Annotated in this window: 11 protein-coding genes; 5 read left to right on the forward strand and 6 right to left on the reverse strand. The window is 66.9% G+C overall.

All coding sequences use genetic code 11. The features are described from left to right. Nucleotides 1–85: 85 nt before the first annotated feature. From ROA7023_RS02405 to ROA7023_RS02420, 4 genes are all read right to left on the reverse strand, one after another. Nucleotides 86–2,767, reverse strand: coding sequence for an ATP-binding protein (locus tag ROA7023_RS02405; protein ID WP_085877446.1), 2,682 nt, complete (start codon nt 2,765–2,767; stop codon nt 86–88). Beyond that, nucleotides 2,767–3,039 (reverse strand): hypothetical protein, encoded by a 273-nt coding sequence (locus tag ROA7023_RS02410; protein ID WP_085877387.1) that lies wholly within the window; start codon nt 3,037–3,039, stop codon nt 2,767–2,769. Before ROA7023_RS02410 ends, ROA7023_RS02405 begins: the two co-directional genes overlap by 1 nt. Beyond that, nucleotides 3,036–3,467, reverse strand: coding sequence for a response regulator transcription factor (locus tag ROA7023_RS02415; RefSeq protein ID WP_085877388.1), 432 nt, complete (start codon nt 3,465–3,467; stop codon nt 3,036–3,038). Before ROA7023_RS02415 ends, ROA7023_RS02410 begins: the two co-directional genes overlap by 4 nt. Nucleotides 3,468–3,551: 84 nt before the next feature. Continuing rightward, nucleotides 3,552–4,904: a helix-turn-helix transcriptional regulator gene (locus tag ROA7023_RS02420; protein ID WP_085877389.1), complete on the reverse strand. Its 1,353-nt coding sequence runs from the start codon at nt 4,902–4,904 to the stop codon at nt 3,552–3,554. 222 nt (nt 4,905–5,126) lie between these two features. Between ROA7023_RS02420 and ROA7023_RS02425 the strand changes: the two genes are divergently transcribed. The 5 genes from ROA7023_RS02425 (at nt 5,127) to ROA7023_RS02445 (ending at nt 10,381) form a co-directional block, all read left to right on the forward strand. After that, complete coding sequence (locus tag ROA7023_RS02425) at nt 5,127–6,491, forward strand: substrate-binding protein (RefSeq protein ID WP_085877390.1); 1,365 nt, start codon at nt 5,127–5,129, stop codon at nt 6,489–6,491. A 91-nt stretch (nt 6,492–6,582) separates the two neighbouring features. After that, nucleotides 6,583–7,614 carry a branched-chain amino acid ABC transporter permease gene (locus ROA7023_RS02430; protein ID WP_085877391.1) on the forward strand — a complete coding sequence of 344 codons (1,032 nt, stop codon included), beginning with the start codon at nt 6,583–6,585 and terminating at the stop codon, nt 7,612–7,614. A 3-nt stretch (nt 7,615–7,617) separates the two neighbouring features. Beyond that, nucleotides 7,618–8,823: a branched-chain amino acid ABC transporter permease gene (locus ROA7023_RS02435; RefSeq protein WP_085877392.1), complete on the forward strand. Its 1,206-nt coding sequence runs from the start codon at nt 7,618–7,620 to the stop codon at nt 8,821–8,823. 12 nt (nt 8,824–8,835) lie between these two features. Continuing rightward, a complete protein-coding gene (locus ROA7023_RS02440) occupies nt 8,836–9,594 on the forward strand; it encodes an ABC transporter ATP-binding protein (RefSeq protein WP_085877393.1) in 759 nt (252 codons plus the stop codon). Between the two features lie 13 nt (nt 9,595–9,607). Next, the gene (locus ROA7023_RS02445) at nt 9,608–10,381 is read left to right on the forward strand and encodes an ABC transporter ATP-binding protein (RefSeq protein WP_085877394.1); all 774 of its coding nucleotides are present in this window, start codon (nt 9,608–9,610) and stop codon (nt 10,379–10,381) included. A 67-nt stretch (nt 10,382–10,448) separates the two neighbouring features. Here the strand turns inward: ROA7023_RS02445 and ROA7023_RS02450 are convergent, their stop codons facing one another. Further along, nucleotides 10,449–11,813, reverse strand: a complete 1,365-nt coding sequence (locus ROA7023_RS02450) for an amidohydrolase family protein (RefSeq protein ID WP_085877395.1) — start codon at nt 11,811–11,813, stop codon at nt 10,449–10,451. Nucleotides 11,814–11,827: 14 nt separating this feature from the next. After that, nucleotides 11,828–13,777 carry a TRAP transporter large permease subunit gene (locus tag ROA7023_RS02455; RefSeq protein WP_085877396.1) on the reverse strand — a complete coding sequence of 650 codons (1,950 nt, stop codon included), beginning with the start codon at nt 13,775–13,777 and terminating at the stop codon, nt 11,828–11,830. Nucleotides 13,778–13,779: the final 2 nt, after the last annotated feature.

Here is a 13,779-nt window from a genome sequence, read left to right on the forward strand (position 1 = left end):
CGAGATGAGCGTTCCAAACCGTCGCGATGCCATACCCTAGAACGGCCCTTTTAACAGGAGGTTAGCCAAACCGCCAAAAACCGGTTCACTGGGCCGCCAGCGCAGCCCGTCCCGGCAGGGTCACACGGAAGGCCGCGCCGCCCTGGCCGGGCTGATAGGCGATCGCCCCGCCCAGGCGCCCCATGATCTCGCGGCAGATCGCAAGGCCCAGGCCCGCGCCGCCCGCGGTGCCGTGATCGGCCAGCCGGGAGAATTTCTCGAAGATGACATCGCGGCTTTCGGCCGCGATCCCGTCGCCGTTGTCGATGAAATCCACCACGTCGCGGTCGCCGATGCGGCGCACCTCGATCCGCAGCTCGGGATTGGGCGCGGTGCAGTATTTCCGGGCATTCGCGATCAGGTTGATGAAGACCTGCGCCAGCCGGTCGAGGTCGGTGTCCAGGATCGCCTGCTCGCGCCCGCGGTTCCGCCGCACGGTCAACGCCCCGGCCGCCCCCGCCGCCGCGACCGAGCGATCGAGCAGCTCCTCCAGGCTGCCCTGCTGGCGGTTCAGTGTGACGTTCCCGTTCTCGAGCACGCTGAGGTCCAGCAGGTCGTCGAGCAACCGGGTCAGGCGCACGGCCTCGGCATGGATGATCCCGGCATAGCGGGTCAGCTCTTCGCCCTTCAGGTCGCCGCCATCGCGCAGGATCTCGGAGAACGCCCGGATCGAGGTCATCGGCGTGCGCAGCTCGTGACTGATCTGGCTGAGGAACGCGTCCTTCTGGATCGAAAGCTGGGTCAGCTTGTCGTTGGCATCCCGCAGGGCCCGGGCGGTCCGCTCCTGCTCGCGGCTCTTGGCCTCCAGCCGGTTGGAATATTCCATGATCTGAGCCGCCTCGTCGGCGACCGCGATCAGATCCTCGACCGAGACCGTCGCGCCCTCGATCATCTGTCCGATCATCGCATGGGCCGTGGCCGCCCCGACCGAGCCTGCCAGCTCGCGTTCGAGGAAATCGACGAATTCGGGCGAGACATCGGGCAGAAACCCCTGTTTGCCCTGCCGCCGCGCCTCGGTCTGAAAGATCGCCTGCGCCTCGATCGGGCCGATGATGCGCTGCGCCATGATCAGCAGGTCCTCGGCCCCGGCGGCCTGGCGAGACCAGGTGCGCGGGCCGTCTGAATGCTCGAACACGTTGACGATCTGGGCGCCTTGCAGCCGCTCCAGCGGGGTCGGAAACCCGACGACGGAGCCGGTGAAGAAAGCGCAGGTGTTCAGCAGGATCGACCACATGACCGAGTGCACGACCGGGTCCAGCCCTTCGATCCCGAACAGCGCATAGGGCCGCAGCCAGCCGATGCCGAAGGGCCCCTCGGCCAGCAATCGCGCCGACAGCACGCCGCCCTCGCCGAAGGACGGCAGGAACAGGGTCCAGCCCCAGACCACGAAGCCGGTGATCAGCCCCGCCGCCGCCCCCCAGCGATTGGCGCCGCGCCAATAGATGCCGCCGATCATCGCCGGCAGGATCTGCGCCACCCCCGCGAAGGAGATCAGCCCGATCGCCGCCAGCGCCCCGCCCCCGGACAGCCGGAAATAGGTATAGCCAAGCGCCAGGACCCCGACGATGGACAGCCGCCGGGACAACAGGACGACCCCCCGCACGTCGCCCGACACGATCGCCCCCTCGCTGCGCGATGACAGCCAGACCGGCAGGACGATGTGGTTGGACACCATGGTGGCCAGGGCGATGGTCGCCACGATCACCATGGAGGTGGCCGACGAGAGCCCGCCCAGGAAAGACAGCATCGCCAGCCCGTCCTTCCCTTGGCTCAGCGGCAGCGTCAGAACGAAGAGATCAGGGTTGGAGCCCTCGGGCAGCAGGCTCAGCCCCATGACCGCGATGGGCACGACGAAGAGGCTCATCAGCATGAGGTAGAGCGGGAAGGCCCAGCTGGCCGTGCCAAGGTGCCGCTCGTCGGCATTCTCGACGACCAGGACCTGGAACATCCGGGGCAGGCAAAGCAGCGCGGCTCCTGAGAGGAAGATCAGGCCGGCCCAGCGACCGCCCGATTGCTCCCACCGGGCGATGGGCGAAGCGTCGATCTGCGCCAGCACCGGGCCGATCCCGCCGGCGAGGCCCCAGACCACGAAGATGCCGACCGCCAGCAGCGCCGCAAGCTTGACCACGGCCTCGACCGCGATCGCCATGACGACGCCGTGGTGCCGCTCGTTGGCGTCGAGGTTCCGCGTGCCGAACAGGATGGTGAAGAGCGCGAGCCCCACGGCGACCCAAAGCCCGGCGGACCACAGATCCGCCTCGCCCCACCCGCCGCCCGCGCCGGAGGCGAAGACCGAGAAGGACAGCGTCACCGATTGCAGCTGCAGCGCGATATAGGGCGTGGTGCCGACCACCGCCATCAGGGTGACGATCACGCCCAGCCCGGTGGATTTGCCATAGCGCGACGACACCAGGTCGGCGATCGAGGTGATCCTCTGGGACCGGCCGATGCGCACCAGCTTGCGCAGCCCCCACCACCAGCCGACCATGACGATCGTCGGGCCGAGATAGATCGTCAGATACTCCAGCCCCGACCGGGCGGCGTAGCCCACGGCGCCGTAGAACGTCCAGGCGGTGCAGTAGACCGACAGCGACAGGGTGTAGATCGCCGAGGACCGCAGCCAGGCCTCGTTGCCCCGCGCGGCCCGCCGTTCGGCGGCGAAGGCCACCGCGAACAGGAAGGCCACGTAGGTCAGCGCCACCGCGACCAGCGTGTTGAACGACACGATCATGCCGTGTCCTCCGGCTCGCTCCCGGTTTCGTCACGGGTCGGCAGGATCGGGCGGACAAGGGCCGCCGCAGCCGCGATCAACAGCACCCAGAGCACGAAGAGATAGATCAGCACGCCCGAGGACCGCGCCTCGGGGTGGCCGGTCTGCAGCAGCGGCATCAACACGAGGACAAGCGCCAGGATCGGCAGCATCCGCGCCGCGTCCCGCAGGCGCCGCCGCCGGAACGAGGCCCGGGCGAGAAAGACGCTCCTGTTCGCGGGCGCCTTCATGCGCCGTTGACGGCTCCGCGGCCCGGGGCGGCGCGGCCGATCACCGTGTCGCCGACCCCGGTGCCGTCGGCCAGGGCGCGCACAGCGCTGAGAATGTCGGCATTGGCGAAAGGTTTGGTCATGAAATGCGACACGCCCAGCCGCTCGGCCAGCTCGCGGTCCTTGGTCTGGCCGCGGGCGGTCAGCATCATCACCGGCAGGTCGCGCAGGCCGTCGGTCTGGCGCAGGTCCTGCAGGATGTCATAGCCCGAGCGCCCGGGCAGCATCACGTCGAGAATGACGATGTCCGGCGTCTGCGCCTTGAGCTTCGCCAGCGCCGTGTCCCCTTCGGAATGGGTGTGCACGGTCCATCCGTCACGGGACAGGATGAAGCTGATCGCCTCGATGATATTCGGCTCGTCTTCGATCAGAAGAACCCGTTTGCCCATCCCCATTCCTCCCTCTGGGTCTGGTCGGTATGGCCCGAGTATCAAGGCAATCCGGGCCGGTGTCAAAGATCGGTTGGGCGCCGGTCAGCCCGCGGTGGGCGCGGCGGCCGCGCGGAGGATCGACGGCTCGCGCCGCGCGGTGCAGGCGTCACGCGAACAGATGCGGCAGGCCAGCCCGACCGGGCGGATGGGCTCGGGCGGCGACTGCCCCGCCGCGCCCTCGGCGGGGGCCGAGAGATACAGCATCGTCGCTTCGAGCACCACCGGCGCCCTGTAATCCGCCGCCCCCTTGGGCAGGGCCACGGCATAGGCCAGAAGCGGCGCCGATTGCGGCCCTGGCAGCTGCACCAGGACGCGGATCGCGCGGCCGGGTTGCCCCAGCGCCTCGAACACCGGCCAGAGCGGACAGGTCCCGCCGGCGCGCGGCAGATCGACCCCGGCCATCGCATCCATCGCGGTCAGAACACCCGCGCTGTCGGCGACGACCAGCCCGGTGACCGGATGCCCCAGCTCCGGCGGCAGCGCCTTGAGCCGTCGCAGCACCCGGTCCAGCGGCGCACCGGACGCCCGCACCAGCGCCAGCGGATCATGGGCTTCGACCAGGGCCAATGCCGAGAACTGCGCCAGCGGCAGCGCCGCGGCGTCGGCGGCATAGCGGGCCAGCCGCGCGGCCGCCACCAGCCGGCCGGCATCGGACACCAGCGCCGCGCTTTCGGCGACGATCGCGGGGATGGCATCGGCCCCCTCCGCCTCGATTCGCGCAAGATGGCCGTTTCCCGGCTCGAAGAGCGCATCGGCCTCCTCGAGCGCCGAGAGCGGTGCGGCCCGGTCGGAACTCGTCGTGTCGAGATAGCGCACCAGCGCCTGGCTGCTCTCGGCGAGCCTCTGGGCGTCGTTGTCGATATTGCGGTGAAACCGTCGCTGCCAATCGGCGTCGAGCTCTTCCGCCCCGCTGAGGATCGCCGAGGTCGAGCGGATCGAGGTCACGGCCGAGATCACCTCGTGCAGCGAGGTCGCCAGCTGCGGGTCATGGGACAGACGATCCGACAGGCCGCGCACCCGCGCCTCCAGCGTGTCGATCCGACGTTCCTGCGCGGCCACGAGCCCCGCCCAGCCGGCAAAGCGGCCGGCGAATTCCTCGATCCGGTCCAGTTCCGGATCCACCGGCACGGCGCCGCGCGTCTCGGGCCGTGCCGCAGCGCGGCGCAGGGCGTCGACCGTCGCGCTCTCCGCGCCCTCGCTCAGCGCCTGGGGGTCGATCTGGAGCGCACGGGCGATCTCGTTCAGCAATTTGCCCGCGATTCTGCGGCGGTTGTGTTCGATCAGGTTCAGGTAGGACGGAGAGATCCCGGCCCGCTTGGCCAGATCGGACTGGCGCAGCCCGCGGTCCAGACGCCTCTCGCGGATCCGGCTGCCGGTGAACTGACGCTGCGGCATTGGAAAACCTCAAGCAAAACCAGCGGGTTTCTGCACTTGCAAGAAAACCCTTTTACACAATAGACAATCACCGTGTGTAAGTCTTTACAAAAAAAGCTCCATCTTTGAGGCACTTGTTGCACGCTTTTCCTGCTTGGCGCGATAGTGCCCCCACGCTCCAGTAGCGTTGCGCCCGACGGGAGAGGAGACCCGGCGTGCGTCATCCACACCAGGGAGGATTATATGTCCAAATCAAACTTCACCCGTCGCGGCGTGTTGAAGACCGGGGCCGTTGCCGGCGCCGGGCTCGCCTTGCCGACCTATCTGTCGGCGGCCGCACACACAGGTTTCACCAACGCCCCCGGCGACAGCGAGGTCGTGCTCGGGTTCAACGTCCCGCAGTCAGGCCCCTATGCCGATGAGGGCGCCGACGAGCTGCGCGCATTCGAGCTGGCCGTCGAGCATCTCAACGGCGGCGGCGACGGCGGCATGCTGAACACGTTCTCCTCCAATGTACTGGACGGAACCGGCATCCTGGGCCGCGAGGTCAAGTACGTGACCGGCGACACCCAGACCAAGTCCGACGCGGCCCGCGCCTCCGCCCGCTCGATGATCGAGAAGGACGGCGCGATCATGATCTCCGGCGGCTCCTCCTCCGGTGTCGCGGTCGCCGTGCAGGGCCTGTGCCAGGAAGCTGGCGTGATCTTCATGGCCGGCCTCACGCATTCCAACGACACCACGGGCAAGGACAAGAAGGCCAACGGCTTCCGGCACTTCTTCAACGCCTACATGTCGGCGGCGGCGCTGGCGCCGGTGCTGCAGTCGCTCTACGGGGCCGACCGCAACGCCTATCACCTGACGGCGGACTACACCTGGGGCTGGACCCAGCAGGAATCGATTGCCGCCGCGACCGAAGCGATCGGCTGGAACACCGTCAACAACGTGCTGACCCCGCTGGCCGAAACCGACTTCTCGGCCTATATCGCGCCGGTCCTGAACTCGGGCGCCGACGTGCTGGTGCTCAACCACTATGGCGGCAACATGGTCAACTCGCTGACCAACGCGGTGCAGTTCGGCCTGCGCGACGCCATGGCCAACGGCAAGCAATTCGAGATCGTCGTGCCGCTCTACTCCGAGCTGATGGCGCGCGGTGCAGGCGCGAACATCGTCGGCATCCCGGGCTCGCAGAACTGGGACTGGAAGATCGAGAACCAGCTGGGCTCGCGCTATGCCGGCACCAACGCCTTCGTGCAGTCCTTCGGCACCAAGTACGGCTTCCCGCCGTCCCAGGCCGCGCAGACCTGCTACGCGCAGACCTTGCTCTATGCCGATGCCGTGACCCGCGCGGGCAGCTTCAACCCCTGTGCAGTGGCCGAAGCGCTGGAGGGTTACGAGTTCGACGGTCTCGGCAACGGCCCCACGCTCTACCGGGCGGGCGATCACCAGTGCTTCAAGGACGTTGTCGTCGTGCGCGGCAAGGAGAACCCGGAAAACGAGTTCGACCTGGTGGAAATCGTCGAAGTGACGCCTGCGGAGCAGGTCACCTACGACGTCGATCATCCGATGTTCGCCGGCGGTGCGCTCGGCGAGTGCAATCCGGGCGCCTGACGCCCGATCGTAGGATGGGAGATATCTCCCATCCTACCCCAAGCTCCGGGGTCGGAGCCTTTCTCGAAAATCCAGCCATGAAGGTGGGGACATGGACGCCATCATCCTGCAAACCCTGAACGGGCTCGACAAGGGCTCAGCCTACGCGCTCATTGCGCTGGGGCTGACGCTCATTTTCGGCACGCTCGGCGTCGTGAACTTCGCCCACGGCGCGTTGTTCATGATCGGCTCATTCTGTGCCGTCACCCTGTCGCGGATCCTCAGCTATTCCTACGAGATCGTGGACGACACACGGACCGACTTCCTAGGCAACCCGATGAAGGTGGATATCCCCTACGTCCACAGCTGGTTCGGGGAATCCGCCGGGCAGACGATCATCGACTGGTCGGTGCCGCTGGCAATTCTTTTCGCGATCCCCATCATGCTCTTCGTCGGCTACGTCATGGAACGCGGCCTGATCAAGCATTTCTACAAGCGGCCCCACGCGGACCAGATCCTCGTGACCTTCGGCCTCGCCATCGTGCTGCAAGAGGTCGTCAAGCAGATTTACGGCGCCAATCCGATCCCCACCCCGGCGCCCCCGGCCTTCACCGGCAGCCTCGATTTCGGCGTCTGGCTGGGCTTCGATCCGAACACGATCATCTATCCCTACTGGCGCCTGGTCTATTTCTTCTTCTCGGCCATCGTCATCGCCGCCGTCTTCGCCTTCCTGCAATTCACCACCTTCGGCATGGTGGTCCGCGCCGGCATGGCCGACCGCGAGACCGTGGGCCTGCTCGGCATCGATATCGACAAGCGCTTCACCATGATGTTCGGCATCGCGGCGGCGGTCGCAGGCCTGGCCGGGGTGATGTACACGCCGATCAACTCGCCGAATTACCATATGGGCATGGATTTCCTCGTGCTCTCCTTCGTCGTTGTGGTCGTCGGCGGCATGGGCTCGCTGCCCGGTGCGGTCCTCGCGGGGTTCCTGCTGGGCATCCTTCAGAGCTTCGCCTCGATGAACTGGATCAAGGACATCCTTCCGGGGATCGACCAGATCATCATCTACCTCGTCGCTATCGCCATTCTGTTGACCCGTCCTCGTGGCCTCATGGGCCGCAAGGGCGTGATGGAGGACTGACCCATGCTCGGTCTCAACCGCAAGGACACCACCCTGCTGATCGCCGTCGCCATCCTGACGATGTTCGCGCCGATCATCCTGAACCCCTTCCCCGTCGACAGCGCCATGGCGCAGTTCAACGCGGGTTATCCGGACCTGATGCAACGCTTCGTGATCTTCGGCATCTTCGCCATCGGTTTCAACATTCTGTTCGGCCTCACCGGCTACCTCTCGTTCGGCCACGCGGCCTTTCTGGGGGTGGGCAGCTACTCGGCGGTCTGGATGTTCAAGCTCCTCAGCATGAACGTCCTGCCCGCGATCCTTCTGGCGGTGCTGATCTCGGGCGTTTTCGCCCTGGTCATCGGCTACGTATCGCTGCGGCGCTCGGGGATCTACTTCTCGATCCTTACGCTCGCCTTCGCGCAGATGTCGTTCAACCTGGCCTACTCGGTGCTCACCCCGATCACCAACGGCGAGACCGGCCTTCAGCTATCACTCGACGATCCGCGCATCCTCGACGGCGCCGGGTCGGCCGGATCCCTGCCCGTCACCAACCTGTTCGGGCTGGAGATGCGGGCGACCGAGACGGTGAACCTCGGCCCCTGGTCCTGGGATTTCAGCGCCGGCTACTACGTCTGCGCCCTGATCATGCTCGCCGCGTTCTACCTGTCGGTGCGGATCTTCCGCTCGCCTTTCGGACTGATGCTGCGCGCGGTCAAATCGAACCAGCAGCGGCTGAACTACACCGGCCTGAACTCGCGCCCCTACACCCTTGCGGCCTTCGTGATCTCGGGGATGTATGCAGGGCTCGCCGGTGGCCTGCTGGCCTCCATGGACCCCCTGGCCGGTGCCGAGCGGATGCAGTGGACCGCCTCGGGCGAGGTCGTGCTGATGACAATCCTCGGCGGCGCCGGCACCCTGATCGGGCCGGTCCTGGGCGCGGGCTTCATCAAGTACTTCGAGAACATCTTCTCGAAGATCAACGACAATGTCCTGCACACCTGGTTCGCGGTGCTGCCCGACGGGATCGAGGATTTCCTCGTCACCATCGTGCATCCCTTCGTCGGCAAGGGCTGGCACCTGACGCTAGGCCTGATGTTCATGCTCGTCGTCATCTTCCTGCCCGGCGGCCTTGTCGAGGGCGGCCAGCGCATCGGCAGATTGTTCCGCCGCCGCAAGGGCAAGCAAACTGACGCCGAGGCCGACGCCTCCAAGACACCCGCCGAATAAGGAGCCGGAGACATGGGAATCCTCGAAGTCAAAGGCGTCAACAAGCGCTTCGGCGGCCTGCAGGCGCTCGGTGACGTGAACCTCAGCGTGACGGAAAACACCTGCCACGCGATCATCGGCCCCAACGGGGCGGGCAAGTCCACCCTGCTGAACTGCCTGGTGGGCAAACTGATCCCCGACAGCGGGTCGGTGATGTTCGACGGCCAGTCGGTTCTGGGCCGCAAACCGTTCGAGATTAATCAGATGGGCATCTCGCGGGTCTTCCAGACGCCCGAGATCTTCGCCGATCTCTCGGTGCTCGAGAACGTGTTGATCCCCTGTTTCGCCAAGCGCGACGGCGCCTTCCGGATGCATGCGGTCGAACAGGTCTCCTCGGAGGCGGAGCTGCGCGACATGGCGCTGCACATGCTCGAGGACGTCAACATGGCCGACAAGCGCGACCACCACGCCGGCACCATGTCGCGCGGCGACAAGCGTCGCCTCGAGATGGCCATGTGTCTGGTGCAAAAGCCGAAACTGCTGCTTCTGGACGAGCCGACGGCAGGCATGGCACGGGCCGACACCAACAACACGATCGACCTTCTGAAGAAGATCCGCGACCGGCGCGACATCACCATGTGCATCATCGAGCACGACATGAACGTCGTGTTCTCGATGGCCGAGCGGATCACCGTGCTGGCCCAGGGCACCCCGCTGGTCGAGGACACGCCGGACAACATCAAGGGCCACCCCAAGGTCCGCGAAGCCTATCTCGGCGAAGCCCAGGTCTGAGGAGAGACACATCATGACCCACGTAGAAGAGCTCCGCCCCGAGGGCAGCTTCGACAAGCACCGGAACATGGCCTCGACCCATTCCAAGTTCCTCAGCGTCTGGAACGTCGAGGCCTATTACGGCGAAAGCTACATCGTTCAGGGTGTCAGCTTCGACATCCACGAGGGCGAGATCCTCGCCCTTCTGGGCCGCAACGGCGCCGGAAAGACCTCGACCCTGCGCACCATCGCGCGGCTGGACAGCCCGGCGCTCAAGCACGGCGAGATCTGGCTGGACCACCAGCCCCTGCACGAGATGCGCGCCCACCAGGCGTCGGCCGCGGGGATCGGGCTTGTCCCTGAGGACCGGCGGATCATCCCCGGCCTGACGGTCGAGGAGAACCTGCAACTGGCCCAGATCGCCCCGCCCAAGGGCTGGTCGATCGACCGGGTCTACGACCTCTTCCCCCGCCTCGGCGAACGCCGCAAGCAGGAGGGCGTGACCCTGTCGGGCGGCGAGCAGCAGATGCTCTCCATCGCCCGCGCCCTGTGCCGCGACATCAAGGTGCTGCTGCTGGACGAACCCTACGAGGGGCTGGCCCCGGTCATCGTGCAGGAGATCGCCAAGACCCTGCAGATCATCCGCGACCAGGGCATCACGACCGTCATCGTCGAGCAGAACGCGGTTGCGGCCCTGAAGCTCGCCGACCGCGCGGTGATCCTCGATATCGGCAAGGTGGTGTTCGACGGCTCGGCCCGCGAAGTGCTGGAAGACGACGCGCTGCGGTCGCAATATCTGGCGATCTGACAGGCACCGGCTGCCGGCCAGAAAGCCGGCCCGGCCTCGGGCCGGGCCATCGCGGCCGTCCGGGCGATCACGCCGTGGCGGCAGTGAAATCCTGCATGATGCGGCGGCCCGAGGCCTCCAGCCGGTCGATCAGCGGCTCAATCGAGGCGCCCACAAGCGCCCCGCCCCGCTTCACGATCCGGCCGCCGACCAGCACTGTGTCCACATCGCGCGGCCCGGCATGAAACAGCACCGAGGCGATCGGGTCATGCACCGGGCGCATGTTGATGCCTTTGGCGTCGACAAGGATGATGTCGGCCAGCTTGCCCGGCTCCAGCGTGCCGATCCGGTCGTCGAGCCCCAGCATCCGCGCCCCGCCGATGGTCGCCCATTCCAGCGCCTCGCGCGCCGACAGGCCGGTCTCGGCCGGGGGCATCCCGGTCTCGCGGCGGGACGCAAGCGTCAGCTCGTGCCGCGCCGCCTGGAGCGCGAACCGCGCGACCGAGAACATCTCTCCGGCCATGCCGGATTCGATATCGGTCCCCAGCGACAGCTGGGCATTGCCGCCCAGCGCCCGCACACGGTTGGTCAGCGGCTCGCCGAAGCCCATCTGAAGCTCAACCTCCGGCGTCACCGAGATGCTGACGCCGGCTGCGACGACCCGGCCCAGATCCTCGTCCGACAGACAGTTAGCGTGGGTGATATTCACCCACGGTCCCAGCAGGCCCATGGCGTCCAGCGCCGCGAGCCCCTCCGGCCACATCATGTTCGGCGCACTGATGTGCATGCTGGCGGGCAGGCCCAGTTCGCGGGCAAGGCTCAGGTCGGCGACGGACACGGCCTCGACCGACAATTGCGGGCCAAGCACGGCCAGGCCCAGCGTCACCAGGCCGTCCGGGTCCGACAGCGGACCCGAGCGCAGGCGCAGCACCTCGTCCCGCGGCATCGGAACCTCGCTGAAATGCGGCTGGCCGGGTTTCGGGTCGGCCTTGGGCGAGCCATGCAGGAATACCGCCCTGCCGCCCGCGGCCTTCAGCCCCTCGATCGCGGCGTCGGTATGGTCCGGCGTGGGATTGTTGTGGCACCAATCCGCGATGGTGGTCGCGCCCGCGTGCAACTGGTGCAACAGGCCCACCTGGTTGGCGATCCCTACATCCTCGGGCCGGAAATGGGTGGCGAGGCCCGCGTGCATTGCCTTGAGGTACTGGCCCAGCGTCCAGTTCGCCGCGATCCCCCGCAACCCGGTCTGCCAGGTATGGATATGGGCGTTCACGAACCCCGGCATCACGATCATGCCGGCCGCGTCGATCACCTGCTCCGCCTGCCCCGCCAGCCCGGGCCCGATGGCCTCGATCCGACCCGCCGCGTCGATCAGGATGTCGCCCGTGGCGGCATCCGGCTCACCCTGCGCCAAAGAGACGTTCTGTCCGCCCGTGATGCATGTCTTTGTCATGAGATCGCTTTCGTTCAGATCAGGATGAGAGTCAGCACGGGCGCGAAGATCAGCGCCAGCGTCACGGCCAGCATGACCAGCACGAAGGGGGCCGCGCCCTTGAAGATGTCGCCCAAGGTGACGAACCCTTCCGGCAACGCGCCCTTGACCACGAAGACCGATAACCCGAACGGCGGGGTCAGCAAGCCGATCTCGATCGCGATGACCGATACGATGCCGAACCAGATGAGGTCGCCGCCCAAGGCCTCCACAAGGGGGATCGCGATGGGCAGGATCACCAGCATGATCGACACGCTGTCCAGGATCATGCCCAGAAGGATCACCAGCACCACATAGCACAGCATGAACGCGATCAGCGACAGATCGAAGGACGCGAGCAGTCCCGTCGCCTTCATCGGGATCGTCGAGAGCGTCAGCATGCGCGCATAAAGGTTGGCAGCCACGATCAGGAACAGGATGCTGGCGGTGATATAGCCGGTCTCCAGCGCGATCGACTTGATCACCGTCCAGTTCAGCTTGCGCCGTGCGCCCGCCACGATGAAGGCCCCCAGCGCACCGATGGCCGCCGCCTCGGTCGGGCTGAAGAAGCCGCCGTAGATCCCGCCCATGACCAGCGTCACGATGAAGATCACCGGCAGCAGCCGGCCCAGCATCTCGCGCACCGACATGCGCTCGGTCTCGGGCAAGGCTTTCGGTGTGCCGACAAAGCCCGGCGCCCAGATCGCCAGCACCACGTTGAGCACCGCGAAGGCCACCGCAAGCAGCAGGCCCGGGATGATCGCCGCGATGAACAGCGAGCCGACGGACACCTCGGCAATCAGCGCATAGATGATCAGCAGCAGGCTCGGCGGGATCAGCATCCCCAGCACCGAGCTTCCCGCGATGACCCCTGCGGCGAAGCGACGGGTGTAGCCCGCCTCGTCCATCGCGGGGACGGCGACGCGGCTGAAGACCGCGGCCGAGGCGATGGAGGATCCCGTGATCGCCGCGAAGATCGCGTTGGCCGCAACCGTCGCGACCCCGAGCCCGCCGCGCAGCCGGCGCAGCGCGACAACGGCGACCTGGAACGCGTCGCGCCCCACGTCGGCCCTGTCAAGCACCAGACCCATGGTCACGAACAGCGGCACCACGCCGAATTCATAGGACCGGATCGCCCCGGCGGCGGCGATGCCCAGCCCGTTCTGCGCCACGTTGATATTGCCCCGGGTCAGCCAGATGCCGATGAAGGACATCGCGATCAGCGCGATGGCGACCGGCATCCCGCAGGCCACCAGCACAAAGAGGCCGACGAAGGCCATCACCCCGATCTGCACCGAGCTGAGCCCGCCGCCGAACATCAGCAGCACGAACCCGGCGATCAGGACCAGCAGCAGCGCGAGGCCCCAGAGGCCGCGACGGTCGCCCTCGGCCAGCACCAGCCGCGCGAAGGCCGCGCCCTGCACGATCGCCACGCGCATGCACTCGATGACGGCAAGCACCGCGCCGGCCACGACCGCAAGCTTGAACGGCCAGAGCACCAGCTGATAGGCCCCCCGCGCTCCGCTGAACTGACCGCTCTGGTAGGCCTCGTGGAAATCTTCGAACAGCCACTGCACGGCAAAGCACAGCAGCCCGGCCGCGGTGGCGAAAAAGACCACCTTGGCGCCATGGGCGAGAGCGGGCCGGGATGTCTCCCAGCCCGCCATCAGGAATTCGGCCTTGATGAGCCTGTCACTGCGGATCGTGCTGCCCAGCTGGACAAAGACGCAGGCGACGATGGAGAACGCGACAAAGTCCGAGACCCCGTTGATCGGGATCGAGAACAGGTTCCGCATGAGGACATCGGCCGCGATCACGAACATGAACGCCATGATCGTGGTCGAGGCGAGCCCCGAAAAGACCGAAGACACCCCCCCGATCACGCGGTCCACCCCGGCCAGGGCGCCCGTGGGGCCGCCCTGCGCGTCTCCGTCGGTGCGGCTCATCA

Origin of the sequence: Roseisalinus antarcticus (genome assembly GCF_900172355.1) — a bacterium.
Classification (GTDB): Bacteria; Pseudomonadota; Alphaproteobacteria; order Rhodobacterales; family Rhodobacteraceae; genus Oceanicola; species Oceanicola antarcticus_A.

Bases quoted from the DNA above. Each gene is read 5' to 3' on its own strand.
- ROA7023_RS02440 (WP_085877393.1), top strand. From the start codon at position 8,836: ATGGGAATCCTCGAAGTCAAAGGCGTCAACAAGCGCTTCGGCGGCCTG.
- ROA7023_RS02435 (WP_085877392.1), top strand. From the start codon at position 7,618: ATGCTCGGTCTCAACCGCAAGGACACCACCCTGCTGATCGCCGTCGCC.
- ROA7023_RS02455 (WP_085877396.1), bottom strand. From the start codon at position 13,777: ATGAGCCGCACCGACGGAGACGCGCAGGGCGGCCCCACGGGCGCCCTG.
- ROA7023_RS02410 (WP_085877387.1), bottom strand. From the start codon at position 3,039: ATGAAGGCGCCCGCGAACAGGAGCGTCTTTCTCGCCCGGGCCTCGTTC.
- ROA7023_RS02445 (WP_085877394.1), top strand. From the start codon at position 9,608: ATGACCCACGTAGAAGAGCTCCGCCCCGAGGGCAGCTTCGACAAGCAC.
- ROA7023_RS02425 (WP_085877390.1), top strand. From the start codon at position 5,127: ATGTCCAAATCAAACTTCACCCGTCGCGGCGTGTTGAAGACCGGGGCC.
- ROA7023_RS02420 (WP_085877389.1), bottom strand. From the start codon at position 4,904: ATGCCGCAGCGTCAGTTCACCGGCAGCCGGATCCGCGAGAGGCGTCTG.
- ROA7023_RS02450 (WP_085877395.1), bottom strand. From the start codon at position 11,813: ATGACAAAGACATGCATCACGGGCGGACAGAACGTCTCTTTGGCGCAG.
- ROA7023_RS02430 (WP_085877391.1), top strand. From the start codon at position 6,583: ATGGACGCCATCATCCTGCAAACCCTGAACGGGCTCGACAAGGGCTCA.
- ROA7023_RS02415 (WP_085877388.1), bottom strand. From the start codon at position 3,467: ATGGGCAAACGGGTTCTTCTGATCGAAGACGAGCCGAATATCATCGAG.